16 protein-coding genes and 1 tRNA gene are annotated in these 18,716 nt (G+C 32.0%); 12 read left to right on the forward strand and 5 right to left on the reverse strand.

All coding sequences use genetic code 11. The features are described 5' to 3' along the window. The first annotated feature begins 1 nt into the window (after position 1). The 7 genes from FNB79_RS04030 (at position 2) to FNB79_RS04060 (ending at position 8,582) form a co-directional block, all read left to right on the forward strand. On the forward strand, positions 2-862 hold the full coding sequence (locus FNB79_RS04030) for an MBL fold metallo-hydrolase (RefSeq protein WP_143380083.1): 861 nt from the start codon (positions 2-4) through the stop codon (positions 860-862). A 16-nt stretch (positions 863-878) separates the two neighbouring features. Beyond that, positions 879-2,492 (forward strand): S8 family peptidase, encoded by a 1,614-nt coding sequence (locus FNB79_RS04035; RefSeq protein ID WP_143380084.1) that lies wholly within the window; start codon positions 879-881, stop codon positions 2,490-2,492. 70 nt (positions 2,493-2,562) lie between these two features. Beyond that, the gene (locus tag FNB79_RS04040) at positions 2,563-4,425 is read left to right on the forward strand and encodes a M1 family metallopeptidase (protein ID WP_143380085.1); all 1,863 of its coding nucleotides are present in this window, start codon (positions 2,563-2,565) and stop codon (positions 4,423-4,425) included. Positions 4,426-4,515: 90 nt separating this feature from the next. Beyond that, positions 4,516-5,922 (forward strand): nicotinate phosphoribosyltransferase, encoded by a 1,407-nt coding sequence (locus FNB79_RS04045; protein WP_143380086.1) that lies wholly within the window; start codon positions 4,516-4,518, stop codon positions 5,920-5,922. Further along, the gene (pncA, locus tag FNB79_RS04050) at positions 5,922-6,527 is read left to right on the forward strand and encodes a bifunctional nicotinamidase/pyrazinamidase (protein WP_143380087.1); all 606 of its coding nucleotides are present in this window, start codon (positions 5,922-5,924) and stop codon (positions 6,525-6,527) included. The genes FNB79_RS04045 and pncA overlap by 1 nt, the downstream gene beginning before the upstream one ends. 3 nt (positions 6,528-6,530) lie before the next feature. After that, complete coding sequence (gene rnpA / locus FNB79_RS04055) at positions 6,531-6,911, forward strand: ribonuclease P protein component (RefSeq protein ID WP_143380088.1); 381 nt, start codon at positions 6,531-6,533, stop codon at positions 6,909-6,911. A 33-nt stretch (positions 6,912-6,944) separates the two neighbouring features. Further along, a complete protein-coding gene (locus FNB79_RS04060) occupies positions 6,945-8,582 on the forward strand; it encodes a S41 family peptidase (protein WP_143380089.1) in 1,638 nt (545 codons plus the stop codon). Here FNB79_RS04060 and FNB79_RS04065 read toward each other — a convergent pair. From FNB79_RS04065 to FNB79_RS04075, 3 genes are read right to left on the reverse strand one after another with little or no spacing between them, the layout of a single operon-like run. Beyond that, positions 8,579-9,025, reverse strand: a complete 447-nt coding sequence (locus FNB79_RS04065) for a GNAT family N-acetyltransferase (protein ID WP_143380090.1) — start codon at positions 9,023-9,025, stop codon at positions 8,579-8,581. The genes FNB79_RS04060 and FNB79_RS04065 overlap by 4 nt on opposite strands. A 3-nt stretch (positions 9,026-9,028) precedes the next feature. Beyond that, positions 9,029-9,940 carry a cation diffusion facilitator family transporter gene (locus FNB79_RS04070; protein WP_143380091.1) on the reverse strand — a complete coding sequence of 304 codons (912 nt, stop codon included), beginning with the start codon at positions 9,938-9,940 and terminating at the stop codon, positions 9,029-9,031. After that, positions 9,941-10,375 (reverse strand): RpiB/LacA/LacB family sugar-phosphate isomerase, encoded by a 435-nt coding sequence (locus FNB79_RS04075; RefSeq protein ID WP_143380092.1) that lies wholly within the window; start codon positions 10,373-10,375, stop codon positions 9,941-9,943. Positions 10,376-11,090: 715 nt separating this feature from the next. Here FNB79_RS04075 and rnr point away from each other — a divergent pair. The 3 genes from rnr (at position 11,091) to FNB79_RS04090 (ending at position 14,798) form a co-directional block, all read left to right on the forward strand. Further along, the gene (gene rnr, locus FNB79_RS04080; protein ID WP_143380093.1) at positions 11,091-13,277 is read left to right on the forward strand and encodes a ribonuclease R; all 2,187 of its coding nucleotides are present in this window, start codon (positions 11,091-11,093) and stop codon (positions 13,275-13,277) included. A gap of 117 nt (positions 13,278-13,394) precedes the next feature. Then, positions 13,395-14,069 (forward strand): head GIN domain-containing protein, encoded by a 675-nt coding sequence (locus FNB79_RS04085; protein ID WP_143380094.1) that lies wholly within the window; start codon positions 13,395-13,397, stop codon positions 14,067-14,069. A 45-nt stretch (positions 14,070-14,114) separates the two neighbouring features. After that, the gene (locus FNB79_RS04090) at positions 14,115-14,798 is read left to right on the forward strand and encodes a LysE family translocator (protein ID WP_143380095.1); all 684 of its coding nucleotides are present in this window, start codon (positions 14,115-14,117) and stop codon (positions 14,796-14,798) included. 68 nt (positions 14,799-14,866) lie between these two features. Here the strand turns inward: FNB79_RS04090 and FNB79_RS04095 are convergent. Together FNB79_RS04095 and folB are read right to left on the reverse strand one after the other, a co-directional pair. Beyond that, positions 14,867-14,937 (reverse strand) — tRNA-Cys (locus tag FNB79_RS04095). A 53-nt stretch (positions 14,938-14,990) separates the two neighbouring features. After that, the gene (folB, locus tag FNB79_RS04100) at positions 14,991-15,353 is read right to left on the reverse strand and encodes a dihydroneopterin aldolase (protein ID WP_143380096.1); all 363 of its coding nucleotides are present in this window, start codon (positions 15,351-15,353) and stop codon (positions 14,991-14,993) included. Positions 15,354-15,492: 139 nt separating this feature from the next. Between folB and FNB79_RS04105 the strand changes: the two genes are divergently transcribed. Continuing rightward, positions 15,493-17,511 (forward strand): glutamine--tRNA ligase/YqeY domain fusion protein, encoded by a 2,019-nt coding sequence (locus FNB79_RS04105; protein WP_143380097.1) that lies wholly within the window; start codon positions 15,493-15,495, stop codon positions 17,509-17,511. Between the two features lie 149 nt (positions 17,512-17,660). Then, positions 17,661-18,683 (forward strand): lipoate--protein ligase, encoded by a 1,023-nt coding sequence (locus tag FNB79_RS04110; protein ID WP_143380098.1) that lies wholly within the window; start codon positions 17,661-17,663, stop codon positions 18,681-18,683. Positions 18,684-18,716 lie beyond the last annotated feature (33 nt).

Consider the following 18,716-nt stretch of genomic DNA (forward strand, 5'->3'; position numbering starts at 1 on the left):
CATGAAATTATATCCTATTGAAACAGGAAATTTTAAACTCGATGGTGGGGCTATGTTTGGTGTTGTGCCTAAAACAATTTGGCAAAAAACAAACCCTGCAGATGCTAATAATTTAATTGATATTGCAGCGAGGTCTTTACTAATTGAAGATGGAGACAGGCTTATTTTAATAGATACAGGAATGGGTAATAAACAATCTGATAAATTTTTTGGTTATTATTACTGCTGGGGAAATCATTCTATAGATGCATCTTTAAAATCATATGGTTTTCATAGAGACGATATTACAGATGTGTTTTTAACACATTTACATTTTGACCATGTTGGTGGTAGTATTCAATGGAATAAAGACAGAACAGGGTATGAGACTGCTTTTAAAAATGCTCATTTCTGGAGTAATAAAGACCATTGGTTATGGGCCACACAACCCAATGCTAGAGAAAAAGCCTCTTTTTTTAAGGAAAACATTATCCCTATTGAAGACAGTGGACAACTAAAATTTACGAGTCTCCCAGAACATGATTTACTAAAGAATAGTGAATTGGGTTTCGATATTTTATTTGTAGATGGACATACCGATAAGCAAATGATTCCTCAGCTTAAATACAAAGATAAAACCATTGTATTTATGGCCGATTTATTACCTACAGTAGGACATATCCCGCTACCTTATGTAATGGGGTACGATACACGACCGCTCTTAACTTTTAATGAAAAAGAAAAGTTTTTAAATCTTGCTGCCGACAATAATTATTACCTATTTTTGGAGCACGATGCTCACAACGAAATAATTACTCTAAAACATACAGAAAAAGGCGTACGTTTAAAAGATACGTACACCTGCAACGCTATTTTTAATTAACATTATTAAACAACAAATGAATATTATTAAACCCATTCTTTTTTCTGCAATTGCAGCAACTGTTTTAACAAGCTGTGGTGGAGGTGCCAAAGTACTTTCAACACCTATCGAAAATATAGATAGCATACCTTTAAAAGTATCGCCTTTAACAGAAACTCAAAAACATACTTGGGGACATTTAGATCTTATACAAGATACTATTCCAGGAATGAGTGTAGATAAAGCCTACACTGAAATTATTAAAAATAATGAAGGAAAAACGGTTATTGTAGCCGTTATTGATTCTGGAATTGATATTGAACACGAAGATTTAGATGGTGTTATTTGGACTAACGAAAAAGAAATTCCAAATAACGGTATAGACGACGATAAAAACGGATTTGTAGACGATGTACACGGGTGGAACTTTTTAGGAGATACTTACGACGAACAATTAGAATATGTAAGAATTTTAGCTACAGGGGACGAATCTAATCCTGATTATGCAAGAGCTAAAAAAGAATACGACCAAGAATATGCTAAATTTATAAACTACAAAACACAATACGAGCAGTTATTACAACAATTAAAAGGTGCAGACGAATTAATCTCTGCTAAATTAAATAAGTCTGATTATAACTTAGCTGATATTGAAACTATTGAAGCTGCAGACGATGAAGCCTTATCTACTGCAGTTGCTATTGGAAAATATATCTTAGGTCTTGGTTTTGAAGATGTAAATGCTGCTAAAAAAGATTTAAACAATGGTCTTGAAAGTATTTCTGAACGTTTAAATTACAATTTAAATATTAAATTTCAAGGTAGAAAAACAGGAGACAATCCAGACGATTTAACAGATGTTGGTTACGGTAATGGTAACGTTATGCCAGTAAAAGATTCTGAAAGTCACGGAACTCATGTTGCCGGAATTATTGCTGCAGAACGTAACAATGGTTTAGGTGTAAATGGCGTTGCAAATAATGTAAAAATCATGAGTATTAGAGCAGTCCCTAATGGAGATGAGTACGATAAAGATATAGCATTAGCTATTCGTTATGCGGTAGATAATGGTGCACAAATTATTAACGGAAGTTTTGGTAAATACTACTCACCACATAGTGACTGGGTAAGAGATGCTATTGCATATGCAAGTGAAAACGATGTTTTATTTGTTAACGCCGCTGGTAACGAAGGTCAAGATTTAGATGTTAAAAATTGTTTCCCTAACGACCAAATAGACAATGGTCCAGAAGTAGGAGATACTTTTGTAACAGTTGGAGCTCTAGAACCTAAATACGGACCAGAAATGGTTGCTGGTTTCTCTAACTACGGTAAAATTAATGTAGATGTATTTTCTCCAGGTGCTAAAATTTATTCTACTGTTCCAGGTAGCGATAAATACGACACTAAAGGTGGTACTTCTATGGCTGCTCCTGCTGTAGCTGGTGTTGCAGCATTAATTCGTTCGCAATATCCTAAATTATCTGCTACCCAAGTAAAGCAAGTTTTAATGGATTCTGGTTTACCTGTAAATATAGACGTGATAGTATCTGGAGACCCAAGTAATAAAAAACCTTTTGCAGATTTATCTAAATCTACTAAAATGGTAAATGCTTATAATGCTTTAATTTTAGCTTCAAAATTAAAATAAATAACCCTTAGTATATTTAACCTCATCAACCAAAACTTGATGAGGTTTTTTATTTAAAACCCCCACATATATGAAACAAATTTTATACTCTATTTTTGGATTACTTTTTCTCCTTACTTCTTGTAAATCTACAGAAAGTATAACAGAAACAAATAGTAGTTCAAGCACAGATCCTACGTATTGGCAACAACATGTAGATTATACCATGGATATCGATATGGATGTTAAAACCTATCAATATAAAGGTGTTCAAAAATTAGTATATACCAACAACTCACCAGATGTATTAACAAGTGTATACTATCATTTATTTTTAAATGCTTTCCAACCAGGGAGTGAAATGGATGCACGTTTACAAAATATAGAAGATCCAGATGGCAGAATGGTAGAAAACGGTAAGAGTAGAATTGCAGCTTTAAAACCAGATGAAATTGGTTACATTAATGTAAAATCACTTAAACAAGATGGTAAATCTATTTCGTATGAAACCGTTGGAACTATTCTTGAAGTAAAATTAGAAAAACCTATTCAACCTGGGGATCAAGTAATTTTTGAAATGGATTTTGATGCACAAGTACCTCTTCAAATTCGTCGTTCTGGAAGAAATAATAAAGAAGGTGTAGCATTATCTATGACACAATGGTACCCAAAATTAGCTGAATATGATTTTGAAGGTTGGCATGCAGATCCTTATATAGGAAGAGAATTTCATGGTGTATGGGGAAATTTTGATGTCACTATACACATTGATAAAAACTATACTGTTGGAGGTACAGGTTACTTACAAAACCCTAACGAAATCGGACATGGTTACGAAACCGAAACTGTAAAAGAAACTAAAAAGGATAAATTATCTTGGCATTTTATAGCTCCAAACGTACACGATTTTACTTGGGCTGCAGACCCAGAATATGTACACGATATTATGGAAGTACCAAACGGTCCGGTATTACATTTTTTCTATAAAAACAATCCAAAAATTGCTGAAAACTGGAAAAAATTACAACCTAAAGCTGTAGAACTAATGCAGTATTTTAGTACAGAAATTGGACAGTACCCTTATGATCAATATTCTATCATACAAGGTGGAGACGGTGGTATGGAATACGCCATGTGTACGCTTATTACAGGAGAACGTAAATTTGGTAGTTTAGTAGGTGTTACAGCGCACGAAATGGCACATACGTGGTTTCAATTCTTATTAGCTTCAAACGAATCTAAACACGAATGGATGGACGAAGGTTTTACCAGTTACATTAGCGATCAAGCCATGAATGTAATTATGGATGAGAATAAAGCAAACCCTTCAGAAGGGGCATATCGTGGATATTATTATTTAGTAAAATCTGGTAAAGAACAGCCACAATCTACACATTCTGACCGTTACGATTGTAATATGGCTTATAGTATAGCCGCTTATAATAAAGGAGAAGTATTCTTGTCTCAATTAGGTTATGTTATTGGACAAGACAACCTAAAAAAGACCCTTAAAAAATACTTTACAGATTTTTCTTTTAAACACCCAAGACCTATAGATATTATACGCTCTGCCGAAAAAACATCTGGGTTAGAATTAGATTGGTATTTAACAGATTGGACACAAACCACAAATACCATAGATTACGGTATTAGCTCTGTAGAAGATTCTGGAAGTGCTACTAAAGTTACTTTAGAGCGCATCGGCTTAATGCCAATGCCTTTAGATATTGAAGTAACTTTTACAAACGGAACTAAAAAACAATACTACATTCCGTTAACCATGATGCGAGGCGAAAAACCAGCAGAAACTCCTAGAACACAATTAAAAGATTGGGCTTGGGCATATCCTACATATACATTTACTATTGATACGACACAAGGGAATATTAAACAAATACAAATAGATCCTAAAGGTTTAATGGCAGATGTAAATAAAGAAAATAACACACATTAAGCTTAAAAAACTTAAGCAAATCATAATTAATAACGCATGTTTATACATTTGTAAAAAACATGCGTTATTTTTATATAAAATTATTTTAAAATGAATTTAAATTCAGCACTATATACAGATTTATATCAACTTGCCATGGGGCAAGCTTACTTTTTAAAAGGCAAACACAAAGTAAGCGCTACTTTCGATTATTTTTTTAGGAAAATCCCTTTTGAAGGTGGTTACGTCTTATTTTCAGGATTAGAAGAAGTCTTAGATTGGCTAGAAACTGTTGCTTTTTCTGAAGAAGATATAGCGTATTTAGTCGCACAAGGTTTCAATTCAGATTATATAGAATATTTAAAACAGTTTAAATTTACAGGGCACATTCAAAGCATGGATGAAGGTGAAGTAATATTTCCTTTTAGCCCCATATTAACTGTTACCGGATCTATTATTGAATGTCAAATTATCGAAACCTTTATTTTAAACAGTTTAAATTTTCAATCTTTAATAGCAACTAAAGCTAGTAGAATTAGGTTTATTGCTGGAAAAGATAAAAGTTTAGCAGAATTTGGTTTACGCCGTGCACAAGGTTTTGCAGGAATACAAGCTTCTCGTGCTTCGTACATTGGTGGATTCGACTATACTTCAAATGTCCTAGCAGGTAAAGTATTTAATATTCCGGTTTCTGGAACTATGGCACATGCCTACATACAAAGTTACGACGATGAGCTAACTGCATTTAGAGATTTTGCCGAAACCAGACCCGTAAACTGTGTGCTTTTAGTAGATACTTACGATACTTTAAAAAGAGGTGTTCCTAATGCTATTATTGTCGCTAAAGAAATGGAAGCTCGTGGTGAAAAATTACTTGGCATTCGTTTAGATAGTGGAGATTTAGCATACATCTCTAAAGCTGCGAGAAAGCAATTAGACGACGCTGGTTTAGACTATGTAAAAATTGCTGCATCCAATCAATTAGACGAACACGTAATTAGAAGTTTAAAAGAACAAGAAGCACAAATAGACATTTATGGTGTGGGTACTAATTTAGTGGTGGGTAAGGAAAATGCCGCTTTAGATGGTGTATACAAACTTTGTAGTTTTAACGATACCCCACGAATTAAAATTTCTGAAAATTTAAAAAAAATGAATTTTCCAGGAAAAAAACAAGTGTATCGTTATATGAATGAAGACGGCCTCTATATAGCAGATGCTATTACATTAGAGCATTTAGATGCGCCAAAATCTATGGCACACCCTTTTGAAACACACAAACGTATGCCTATAGAATATACCTCGGTAAGACCATTATTACACGATGTAATGCGTGACGGAAAACGTGTGCGTACAAAAAAACCATTATCGGAGTTAATTAAAATTGCAGAAGAAAACCTTTCTAAATTACCTGTAGAGCATAAACGTTTTGCAAATCCTCACGTATATAAAGTAGGCTTAAGTCCGGAATTAGAACAACTTAGAGATCAGTTAAAAAAAGATAAATTAGAAGCGTAATGAAAGCACTTATTCTTGTAGACATTCAAAACGATTTTTTACCTGGCGGAACCCTTGCAGTCGCTCAAGGAGATGAGATAATTCCATTAATAAATAAAATACAAACTAAGTTTGATTTGGTAGTAGCATCGCAAGATTGGCATCCCGAAAATCATGCGAGTTTTGCAAGCAATCACAAAAATAAATCGGCCTTCGAACTTATTCAATTAAACGGTCAAGATCAGGTATTATGGCCCAATCATTGTGTGCAAGGTAGTAATGGAGCTAAATTTTCTTCAAATTTGAATACTGATGCTGTAGCTGCTATTTTTAGAAAAGGAATGCATAAAAACGTAGATAGTTATAGTGCTTTTTTTGATAATAATAAAACCCAACACACCGGTTTAGAAGGCTATTTAAAAAGTATGGACGTTTCAGAAGTGTATGTTTGTGGACTTGCAGCCGATTATTGTGTGTACTTTACAGCTAAAGATGCACAACATTTAGGCTTTAAAACCTATTATATTACAGATGCAACACGTTATATCTCTAAGGAAGTATATAACACAGCCATATTAGATTTAAAACAACGTGGCGTTACTTTATTAACTAGTGACGAAATATAATGTATGAAACACACTTACGGAAAAACCGAAAAACTTAAAAGCAAAATAACAATAGAAAAACTCTTTTCTGAAGGGAAATCTGTATCAGCTTATCCGTTACGCTTAGTGTATTTAAAAACCAATTTTGAAGATGATGTAACTATAAAAGCTGGTGTATCTGTAAGTAAACGTCATTTTAAATTAGCTGTACACAGAAATCGAATAAAACGGCTATTAAGAGAAGCTTACAGATTAAATAAAAATGCACACTTTAGTACGATTTCATCTCAATATGCGTTTATGATTTTATATTTTGGTAAAGACGTTCCTAATTACAACTTTGTTGAAAAGAAAGTAAATACCTTATTTGAAAAATTTACAAAAGCTGAAGCCAACAATCTATAACCTCTAACATTTGAAATTAAAACCGTTTTATACATGAAAACATTACTTAAAAAAAAGATTCTAATTCCTGTTTTTGCGGTTGCTATATTTTTTTCTACAACCGGATTTCAAAACGATTTTTTTGAAATTGCTAAGCAAATTGAAATATTTACAACACTGTACAAAGAGCTTAACATGAATTATGTAGATGAAACCAATCCAGCAAAATTAATGGATACGGCTATAAAAAGCATGTTAAACGATTTAGACCCGTATACCACATTTATGAATGAACAAGATGTAGAAGCGGCTAGAATAAATAATACAGGAGATTATACAGGTATTGGAGCGCGTGTAAAAACACTTAAAGATAAATTAGTAATTGTAGAGCCTTATAAAGATTACCCAGCAGATAAAGCGGGCTTAAAAGCTGGAGACGAAATTATTAAAGTTGGTAATATTAACTTAGAAACATTTAAAGATGATAAAGGCGATTTATTAAAAGGAACTTCTGGTAGCAGTATAGAAGTTACATATAAACGCCAAGGTAAAACCCAAACTGCAACCATAAATAGGGCAGAAGTAGAGATTAATGCGGTCCCGTATTTTTCTATGATTAATGAAGAAACAGGCTACATCGTACTTAGTCAGTTTAATAGTAAAGCATCTTCACAAACTACATATGCTGTAAAAGATTTAAAAGCACAAGGTGCTAAAAATATCATTTTAGATTTAAGAGACAATCCGGGTGGTTTATTGCATGAAGCTGTAAATGTGGTAAATATTTTTGTGCCTAAAGCCCAGTTGGTGGTAACTACTAAATCTAAGGTCAAAAAATTTAATAAAACCTATTATACGCAAAAAGAAGCTTTAGATGTAGAAATACCTCTTGTAGTATTAATAAATGGTCGTAGTGCTTCTGCTAGTGAAATTGTTGCTGGTACGCTTCAGGATTTAGATCGCGCTGTCATTATAGGTTCTCGTAGTTTTGGTAAAGGATTAGTGCAACGTCCAAAACAATTAACTTACGGTACACAACTTAAACTAACAATATCTAGATATTATACACCCTCAGGACGTTGTATACAGGCGTTAGACTATTGGCACAGAGACGAAAAAGGAGATGCCGTAAGAATTGCACAAGAAAATTATCATGAATTTAAAACTAAAAATGGCAGACCCGTGTTTGATGGTGGTGGAGTGTTACCAGACGAGGTGTTAGAAATTTCAAAAACGTCAGCTATATCTACTGCTATTTTAAACAAAGATTTTATTTTCGATTACGCCACTACTTACTATTATGCGCATCCAAATCTTAAAAATATTGAAGATTTTAAATTCACAGATTCAGATTTTAATGCTTTTAAAAAGTTTTTAAAAACTAATAATTTTAATTTCGAAACCGAAACTGAAAAAGCATTAACTAAAGCCTTTGAAAGCGCAAAAAAAGAAGGCTTAGACGATAATATTGAAAAGGATTACAATACACTTATCAACAATCTAAATACCTCAAAAATAAAGGGTATAGACGAAAACAAGGCACAATTATCGAGTTTATTAACAGACGAAATTGTAAAACGTTACGCCTATAGAGAAGGTGTTTACGATTACTACAAAACCAATAATCCAGAAATTAAACGCGCTACCGAAATTTTAAGCAATACCACTACCTATGGTAAATTTTTAAATTAAGGTTTTAAAAGCATTGCTATATGCGGAATACCATCTTCTAAATAGGGCTCTGAAACAGTTTTAAAACCTAAAGACATATAAAAAGATTCTAAATATTTTTGTGCAGAAATTTTAATTACTGTTTCATTAAAGTGCTCGTTTATAGCGTGTATTGAGGCATTCATAATCTCGAAACCATATTTATGTTTACGCTCGGTTTCTTTTACAATAACACGACCAATACTTGCATTTTCAAAATAATCGCCAGATCTAAAAACTCTAGTATATGCTACTAATTGGTTGTGTTTAAAACCTAAAACATGTAATGCTTTATTATCTTTTCCGTCTATATCTTGATAGACACAGTCTTGTTCAACTACAAAAACTTCACTTCTTAACTGCAATAAAGCATATAATTCGTGTATATTAAGTTCATTAAAATATTTAATTGTAAAGCTTATCATGTTTTAATCTTGTACTATAATTTCTTTGGGATCTTGTTTATTAAATTCAGGCTGAATATTTACATGATTGATATTAAAATTATCATGTAATACAGTTTCAATTTGCAATAAGATATCATTAAATTGAGTTAATGAAATATTTTCTTTAAAGTCTAAATGGGCTTCTAAATGTAACTCATCATCATTTAAGTTCCAGATATGTACATGGTGTAAGGTTTTTACTTTAGGCAGTTTATTTATAGTACGTACTACATCTTTAACATTTATATGAGAAGGCGTAAAAAGCATAAGCATTCGCGTGGAGGTTATTAACAAATCGTACCCTACCCAAATTAAGTATAATCCAATTAAAAAAGTAAGCACACTATCTACCCAAAACATCTCAAAATATTTCATTAGTAGTCCACCTATTAATACAGCAACACTAGCCATCATATCTGTAAATAAATGGATATAAGCGCTCCTCATATTTAAATTAGATTTCGCATCGTTTTTTAATAACAAAACACTAAATCCGTTAGATAAAATACCTAAAATAGATAACCAAATTACTAAATTAGTACCTATAGGTTCGGGATTAAAAAAACGTTTATAAGCTTCAATAATTAATAAAATAGCAATAACTATTAAAGTAGTAGCGTTAATAAATGCTGCTAAAATCTCGGCACGTTTATAACCAAATGTTCTACTAATAGAAGCCTTTTGTTTAGATAATCTTGTTGCGACATAACTTACTATTAAAGAAACAACATCTGTAAAATTATGAAGCGCATCGCTTAATAAAGCTAAACTTCCAGAAATAAGACCTCCAATAACCTGACTTAAAGTTATAAGTACATTTAATAAAATAGAAATAATTAAGTTTCTACCTTTTAAATTAGGATGATTGTGAGTATGGTTATGAGCACTAGACATTTAACATCCAATTGGAATTTTATTTACTCGGTTTTGGTGACGTCCACCTTCAAAAGCTGTCTCTAAAAATGCATCTACCATTTCTATAGCTTGTTGCTCGGCAGTGTAACGCGCTGGAATACTTAATATGTTAGCATCATTATGTTGTCTGGCCAAAACAACAATTTCTTTAGTCCAACATAATGCAGAACGCACCGCTTGATGTTTATTAGCTGTCATATTTGCTCCATTTCCACTTCCACAAATAATAATTCCAAAATCTACATCCTTATTAGTTACATCTGTAGCAACTGGATGAACAAAATCTGGGTAATCTACACTATCTGCTGCATCGGTTCCATAATTGTTAACAACGTATCCCTTTGCTTCTAAATGTTTTACGATTGCAAATTTATATTGTGTTCCTGCGTGATCATTTCCGATTGAAATTTTCATAATATTCTAGCTATTTTTAATTAAATTATATTGTAAATATGGTTAGATCTTTAAAGGTAGCAAAAGTACGAAATGATGGTTAATAAACTACCTAAATGCCTAATAATTAAATACATTAACACGGTTAATATTTATTAAAAGTTACCTTAACTATACCATTTTTAAACGTTTATGTAACAATTGTTCATAAAAAGTATTTAAGTATTAATTAATTGTTAATATCTGTTCATTACTTTTTTAAACTTTTATTTTCAAATCTCGAATATTTTTTCAACCAAAGTTTTCTAAATACACTCCAAAAATTTAACTCATTTTCTTTAGAAAAGTTTTTAGACCAAAATCGACGCATATAAACATCAAATTTCAATTTTTTTATTAAAGATTTTATGTAAATTACAGTTATTAACAATTGTTGACAACCAAATAAAAGCTATTCAGAACAAACACTTTAAATAGGTAATAAGATGTTTACTTCATCCCTATAAACTGTAAATTAAATAGAATCAAAACAAAACTTAAAAAAGTTATACCAGTTATTAACAGACTATAATAAACATCATTTTATTTTAAATTTTAAAAAAGAAAAAAGGATTATTATATATATTGTTTATAACTGATTTTAAAGATTAATTTTAAACCAATAGTTAAACTTCTTATTAAAGAAACATTGTTTTAGTTTTTAAAACGTAGCTTTGTTACAATACAAATGTAGATTATGACAAGAAAGCGAAAAAAGAAAGCTTCTAAAGGAATTGCTAATCTCTCCCAAACGATTTTAAATATTCTAAGAAAGGAACGTAATAAAACCTTTAATTATAAACAAATAGCTGCTATTTTAAATGTAAATGATGCCAGCAGCAGAAATCAAATTATAAAAAAACTTCAACTCTTACTTTCTAAAAAAGAAATTGAAGAAGTAGAACGCGGTAAATTTAAAGCCGTGGTTACTACCGAGTACCATACTGGAATTTTAGATTTAACGTCTAAAGGTTCTGGATATGTTATTTGCGATGATTTTGATGATGATATTTATATCGCTTCAAATAATGTAAATAAAGCTTTAAATGGCGATGAAGTAGAACTTTATGTGTACAAACGCAGAAAGCATGGCAAGTTAGAAGGTGAAATTACAAATATTATTAAACGTGCTAAAAGTGAGTATGTTGGCGTTATTCAGCTGAGTAAAAATTACGCCTTTGTAGTGGTAGATGGTAACAAAATGTATAAAGACATTTTTGTGCCAATTAACAAAGTTAACGGTGCAGAAGATGGCGATAAAGTTTTAGTAAGTTTAGAAGATTGGCCAGATAAGGCCGATTCTCCTAACGGAAAAATTCTAAAAGTTTTAGGAAAACCAGGGGAACATAATACAGAAATTCATGCCATTTTAGCCGATTATGGTTTGCCATACGAGTTTCCTACTGAAGTTGAAGAATTTGCAAATAATATAGATACTTCCATAAACGACGAGGAAATTAAAAAACGTCGCGATATGCGTAAAGTGCTAACGTTTACTATAGATCCAAAAGATGCTAAAGATTTTGATGATGCTTTGTCTTTTCAAGTTTTAGACAATGGAAATTACGAAATCGGTATTCATATTGCTGATGTTTCTCATTACGTGCAAGAAGGTACTATTTTAGACGAAGAAGCTTACGAACGTGCAACTTCTGTGTATTTGGTAGATCGTGTGGTGCCTATGTTACCAGAAATTTTATCTAACAATGCCTGTTCTTTGCGTCCGCATGAAGAAAAATTTACATTTTCAGCGGTGTTCGAATTGAATAACAAAGCTCAAGTGGTTAACGAATGGTTTGGTAGAACAGTAACGTATAGTGATGCACGTTTTGCCTACGAAGAAGCTCAAGCCATTATAGAAAGTAAAACCAATACCATTCCTGCAGAAGTATCTTTAACAGGAGACACTTATTTAGCAGACCAAGCTATAGCAGATGCGGTTTTAAAATTAGACGAATTAGCTAAAATTATGCGTAGTAAACGTATGCGCGCTGGTGCGATTTCGTTTGATAAAGTTGAGGTTAAATTTAATTTAGATGAAGATAACAATCCTATAGGCGTATTTTTTAAAACGTCTGCAGATGCCAATAAATTAATTGAAGAATTCATGTTGTTGGCTAATAGGAAAGTATCAGAATTTGTTGGTAAACAAAAGCCAGAAAAAACCTTTGTATACCGTGTTCACGACGAACCAGACGAAAGTAAATTACATGCATTGCAGAATGTAGTATCTAAATTTGGTTATAAATTGAATTTTAAAGATCGGAAATCTACAACAGCGTCTTTAAACGGATTATTAAGCGATGTGGTTGGAAAAAAAGAACAAAATTTAGTCGATACTTTAGCCATTCGTACCATGAGTAAAGCCGAATATACTACGCACAATATTGGGCATTACGGTTTAGCTTTCGATTATTACAGTCATTTTACCTCTCCAATTCGTCGTTATCCAGATGTTATGGCACACCGTTTGTTACAACAATATTTAGATGGTGGTAAATCGGCTAACGAAGCTATTTACGAAGAGAAATGTAAGCATTCCAGTAATATGGAATACCTAGCAACTAAAGCCGAACGTGATTCCATTAAGTATATGCAGATTCGATTTATGCAAGATCATGAAGATGAAGAATTTTTAGGTGTCATTTCTGGAGTTACCGATTGGGGAATTTATGTAGAAATTATAGATAATAAATGCGAGGGTATGGTAAGAATTCGTGATATTAAAGATGATTATTACGAATTTGACGAAAGTCAGTTTGCCATTATTGGTCGCGAATCTAAAAATATGTATCAGTTAGGAGACGAGGTTATTGTAAAAGTTAAAGATACAGATTTAGTAAAAAAACATCTTGATTTTAACTTGATAGGGAAACCAAATTAAAACTAATTTAAAATAAAACTGAATAGATTTTCAATATATATAATAAACGTTTATCCATTTTTTATAAAACAGATGGATGTTAATTCACAAAAATTAAAAAGTAATTATTAACTAATTATGAAACATTTAGTAGTACTAGTAATAGCATGTTTTACATTAAGTATGCATGCTCAAACCAATGTAGAAAAAACAGTAGGAGAGTTTAAAGAGCTTAAAGTTTACGATTTAATACATGTAAATTTAATTAAGTCTGATGTAAATAAAATTACAATATCAGGTAATAATGCAGATAAGGTTGAAACTGTTAATAAAAACGGAACTTTAAAAGTTAGAATGAGTTTAGACAATATTTTTAACGGAGAAAACACTAAAGTTAATGTGTATTACACCGCTATAGATATTATTGACGTTAACGAAGGTGCTGTAGTTAATGCAGATAACGCTATTGAACAATTTGAAATTGAATTAAAAGCACAAGAAGGCGGAAAAATTAATGTGCCTTTAAGCGTATCTTTTGTAGTTGTAAAATCTATAACTGGTGGTGAAATTACCACTACAGGAACAGCCAAAAACGAACAAATTAACATCTTAACAGGTGGGATATATAATGGTCAATTATTAGATTCTGAGACTTCTAAAGTGTCTATTCATGCAGCTGGAGAAGCACATGTAAAAGCTTCTAAAACTGTAGATGCTACAATACGCGCTGGAGGTGATGTTTATATTTACGGTAAACCAGAAACTGTGAATGAAAATAAAGTATTAGGCGGAAGAATTTTAAGAGTAGACTAAGTCCTTTAAGAGTTTTTACTAAATTTGCGGTAGAGATCGTGAATTATGTTAGAAGACATTTTAAGAGCTATTCCGTTTGGAATATTATTATCCTTTACTATTGGACCAGTATTTTTTGTGTTACTAGAAACCAGTGCTACAAAGGGATTTAAAAGCGCTCTTATATTTGATTTAGGTGTAATAATTGCCGATATTTTTTTTATTGTTGTTGCCTTTTATAGTACCAGTCGTATTCTTAATAACATTAAAGACGACCCAAATTTCTTTGTTTTTGGAGGTGTTTTATTAGTGGCTTATGGTGTAATATCGTTTGTAAAAGCTCAAAAATCTTTTAGAACTATAGTTAGAGAATATCACAGTATTGAAGTTCAAAAAAATTATGGAAAACTTTTTATGAAAGGTTTTTTATTGAATTTTATTAATGTTGGAGTGTTATTAGGCTGGATTAGTTTTATCGTTATAGGAAACTCTATGACAGATAATGAATACGGTGTACACATCTTTTTAGCAACTATACTTGCTGTGTATTTTATAGTCGATTTATTTAAAATGTTAGCCGCAAAGTCTTTAAGAAGCAAGTTAACACCACGTCTTATTTTTAAAACCAAAAAAATAGTATCCTTAGTTATTTTAGGTTTTGGTTTATTACTCCTAGTACAAGGTTTTTTTCCTAAAGAAAAGGAGTTAATTAAAGACAAATTTGATCAAATTAATCCATTAAATGAATAATTTTAATTGGATATAAATTTCATTATTAGGCATAAAAAAACCTTCAAGAAAACTTGAAGGTTTTGAAGAGGCGTCGAGCGGATTCGAACCGCTGTACAAGGTTTTGCAGACCTCTGCCTAGCCACTCGGCCACGACGCCGTTATTAACGGAGTGCAAATGTAGAAAAAATTATGAATCTTTACTAGTTACTTTTACTTTTTTCTTTTCTCTGTCATTTTTATAGTCACCATTTCTACATCTCCTCCAATAGGTGGATTTAGTTTACTCACATTAATGGTTGCTTTTTTAATATGTTTGTTTTCCTTTAAAATTCTAACCAATATACGTTTAGCAACAGTTTCTAAGAGATAAGATGGTGTTTTCATTTCTTCTCTTACTATCCTGTTTAAAAAAACGTAATCTACCGTATCTTCTAAGTTATCTGATATTGCCGACGCTTGCAAATCAGCTTTAATAACTAAATCTACACGGTAATCACTACCAATTTTAGTTTCTTCTGTTAAACAACCATGGTTGGCGTAAATTCTTATATTTTCAACTTTAATAATGCCCATAAACGTTTTAAAAAATGAGATTTTAAGGATTTAATTTTTTTATAAAATTAATCATTATCTCACATTAAAATAGTAAGCCAACGTATATTTCATTAATTTTGCGCTTTATTTTTTATTTTAATAGGTATTCAAATTACGTATGTCTGAAGAAACAAAATCACTCAATTTTATTGAACATATTATAGAAAACGATTTAAAAACCGAAATCACTCAAGATAAATTACGGTTTCGTTTTCCCCCAGAACCTAACGGCTATTTACATATTGGGCATACTAAAGCTATAGGAATTAGCTTTGGTTTAGGTGAACGTTATAACGCACCCGTAAATCTTCGTTTCGACGATACAAATCCGGCTAAAGAAGAGCAGGAGTATGTAGATGCAATTAAAGAAGATGTCTCTTGGTTAGGTTACAAATGGGATAAAGAAGTGTATTCTTCAGATTATTTTCAGCAATTGTTCGATTGGGCAGTACAACTTATAAAAGATGGAAAAGCCTATGTCGATTCGCAATCGTCTGAAGCTATGGCTGAACAAAAAGGAACACCTACACAACCTGGTGTAGATGGTCCGTACAGAAATCGATCTGTAGAAGAAAACCTAGATTTATTTTACCGTATGAAAGCGGGAGAATTCGACGAAGGTGAACATATTTTACGTGCTAAAATAGATATGCAGCATGTTAATATGTTAATGCGCGATCCTATTATTTACCGTATTTTAAAAAAATCGCATCACCGTACTGGCGACACTTGGTGTATTTACCCAATGTACGATTGGACTCATGGTGAAAGCGATTATATAGAACAAATTTCGCATAGTTTATGTTCATTAGAATTTAAACCACACAGAGAGCTTTACGATTGGTTTTTAGACCAACTAGTAGTAGAAGATAAATTGCGACCAAAACAACGCGAATTTGCACGTTTAAACTTAAGTTATACCATTATGAGTAAACGTAAGTTGTTGCAATTGGTAGAAGATGGTATCGTTAATGGTTGGGACGATCCGCGTATGCCTACCATTTCAGGATTACGTCGTCGTGGTTATACTCCGGCAGCCATCAGAAAATTTGTTGAAACTGTAGGTGTTGCTAAGCGCGAAAATGTAATTGATGTTTCACTTTTAGAATTTTGTATTCGTGAAGATTTAAATAAAACGGCGCCACGAGTTATGGCAGTTTTAGACCCGGTTAAATTAGTAATTACTAATTATCCAGAAGATAAAGAAGAATGGTTAGAAGCAGAAAATAACCAAGAAGATGAAAGTGCTGGATTTAGACAAGTGCCATTCTCTCGCGAATTGTATATCGAGCGCGACGATTTTAAAGAAAACGCCAATAGTAAATATTTCCGTTTAACTTTAGGAAAAGAAGTGCGTTTAAAAAATGCGTATATCATAAAAGGAGAAGGAGTTGTAAAAGATGAAAATGGTAACATTACCGAAATTCATGTAAGTTACGATCCAGAAACTTTAAGTGGTAGTGGTACCGAAGCCAGTTTACGTAAAGTAAAAGGGACCTTGCATTGGGTGTCTATTAAACATGCAGTTAAAGCGGTTGTTAGAGAATATGACAGATTATTTATGGACGAAGCTCCAGATAGTCATGCCGATAAAAGTTTTATGGATTTTATAAATCCAGAATCTTTAAAATTAATTACGGCTTACGTAGAACCGAGCTTGAAAGATGCTAAAGTTGGTGAGCGTTTTCAATTTCAACGTTTAGGCTATTTTAATGTCGATAACGATTCGACTTCAGACCAATTAATATTTAATAAAACAGTTGGATTACGTGATTCTTGGGCTAAAGAAAAACCAAAAGCTCAAGCAAATCAAAATCAGCCTAAATCAAATCAGCCACAGCGTAAAGCTATAGATGTGATTCAGCAATTTGGTAAAAAATATACCAATTTACCTGAAGCTAAACGCGAAAAAATTAAAGCCGATATCTTAGCTTTGGCAGAAAATGTATCTTACGATGAATTAGAGCCGTTATTTGCAACTGCAGCTAAAAAAGTAGGTACACGTATAGCAGCCATGTTAACGTTAAAAGTATTGCTTAAAAATGGCTTAGAACGTAACGATGCTATTAACGAATTTATTGAAAAAGGATTAGCTGATGGTAATGCGCTTTTAGTAGCAGAAGCAGAAGCTCTATAAATTTTAAAATATAAAGTATTTATAGCCTTGAAATAATTAGTATTTCAAGGCTTTTTTATTTCTAATTATTAGAAAATCAAAAGCAGGAATGGGATTCTATTACAGGGAATCTCAGTATTTTTGTAACACAATTTTTTAATCAGTACAATATGGTATTTATAGATAATGAAGGTGTTACCGATCCGCATTATAATTTAGCATTAGAAGAATATGCATTGCGTAATTTTAGTGCAGATACAGATTATTTATTATTCTACATTAATGAACCTTCTATTATTATTGGGAGAAATCAAAATACGTTAGAAGAGATTAATCAAAAATATATACAAGAGCAAGGCATTCATGTGGTAAGACGTGTAAGTGGAGGAGGAGCTGTATATCACGATTTAGGAAATTTAAATTTTAGTTTTATCACCAATCACGATAATAAGAGTTTACATAATTTTAAAAAGTTTACGGCTCCAGTAATTAAAGTTTTAAAACGTTTTGGAGTGGAAGCCGAGCTTATTGGGAGAAACGATATTTTAATTGATGGAAAAAAAGTATCTGGAACTGCACAATTTACTACTGGAAAACGCATGTTTAGTCATGGTACCTTATTATTAAATACCGACTTAAATGAAGTGGCTAAGGCGTTACAAGTTAAGATGAGTAAAATTCAATCTAAAGGCCACAAATCGGTGAGAAGTCGCGTAGCAAATATTAGTGATTTTTTAGATGAACATTTAACTATTGAAGCCTTTAGAACATTAATTTTAGAAGGTTTATACGCTGATGATACAAATTTTAAAACGTATAAATTTACTGATGCAGACCGTGAAGGCATCGCAAAATTAAAAGCAGAGCGTTACGACGATTGGCATTGGAATTACGGACGGTCTCCTAAATTTAATATTCAACGTACTAAACGGTTTCCCATAGGCGAAATCGATTTGCGTATTTTTGTTGAAAAGGGACACATTACTGAGTTTACCATATTTGGAGACTTTTTTGGTAAAACATCTGTAGACGAACTTGCAGCAAAATTAATAGGTTTACCATACGAAGAAAGAGCTATAAAAGATACTTTACAAGCTATAAACCTTACAGAATATTTTGGAGCTATTGATAGCGATGATTTTATAAATATGGTGTATGGAGATGATGAATTAGAGACTATCAATTCTAATTAATTATGGTACTAAAGTGTCTATCTAATTTCTAAA

Source organism: Formosa sediminum, assembly GCF_007197735.1.
Lineage (GTDB): Bacteria > Bacteroidota > Bacteroidia > Flavobacteriales > Flavobacteriaceae > Formosa > Formosa sediminum.

Coding starts and splice junctions, on each gene's coding strand:
- rnpA (WP_143380088.1), top strand. CDS start 6,531: ATGAAACACACTTACGGAAAAACCGAAAAACTTAAAAGCAAAATAACA.
- FNB79_RS04030 (WP_143380083.1), top strand. CDS start 2: ATGAAATTATATCCTATTGAAACAGGAAATTTTAAACTCGATGGTGGG.
- FNB79_RS04070 (WP_143380091.1), bottom strand. CDS start 9,940: ATGTCTAGTGCTCATAACCATACTCACAATCATCCTAATTTAAAAGGT.
- FNB79_RS04065 (WP_143380090.1), bottom strand. CDS start 9,025: ATGATAAGCTTTACAATTAAATATTTTAATGAACTTAATATACACGAA.
- FNB79_RS04090 (WP_143380095.1), top strand. CDS start 14,115: ATGTTAGAAGACATTTTAAGAGCTATTCCGTTTGGAATATTATTATCC.
- FNB79_RS04045 (WP_143380086.1), top strand. CDS start 4,516: ATGAATTTAAATTCAGCACTATATACAGATTTATATCAACTTGCCATG.
- FNB79_RS04075 (WP_143380092.1), bottom strand. CDS start 10,375: ATGAAAATTTCAATCGGAAATGATCACGCAGGAACACAATATAAATTT.
- pncA (WP_143380087.1), top strand. CDS start 5,922: ATGAAAGCACTTATTCTTGTAGACATTCAAAACGATTTTTTACCTGGC.
- FNB79_RS04085 (WP_143380094.1), top strand. CDS start 13,395: ATGAAACATTTAGTAGTACTAGTAATAGCATGTTTTACATTAAGTATG.
- FNB79_RS04105 (WP_143380097.1), top strand. CDS start 15,493: ATGTCTGAAGAAACAAAATCACTCAATTTTATTGAACATATTATAGAA.
- FNB79_RS04040 (WP_143380085.1), top strand. CDS start 2,563: ATGAAACAAATTTTATACTCTATTTTTGGATTACTTTTTCTCCTTACT.
- rnr (WP_143380093.1), top strand. CDS start 11,091: ATGACAAGAAAGCGAAAAAAGAAAGCTTCTAAAGGAATTGCTAATCTC.
- FNB79_RS04035 (WP_143380084.1), top strand. CDS start 879: ATGAATATTATTAAACCCATTCTTTTTTCTGCAATTGCAGCAACTGTT.
- folB (WP_143380096.1), bottom strand. CDS start 15,353: ATGGGCATTATTAAAGTTGAAAATATAAGAATTTACGCCAACCATGGT.
- FNB79_RS04060 (WP_143380089.1), top strand. CDS start 6,945: ATGAAAACATTACTTAAAAAAAAGATTCTAATTCCTGTTTTTGCGGTT.
- FNB79_RS04110 (WP_143380098.1), top strand. CDS start 17,661: ATGGTATTTATAGATAATGAAGGTGTTACCGATCCGCATTATAATTTA.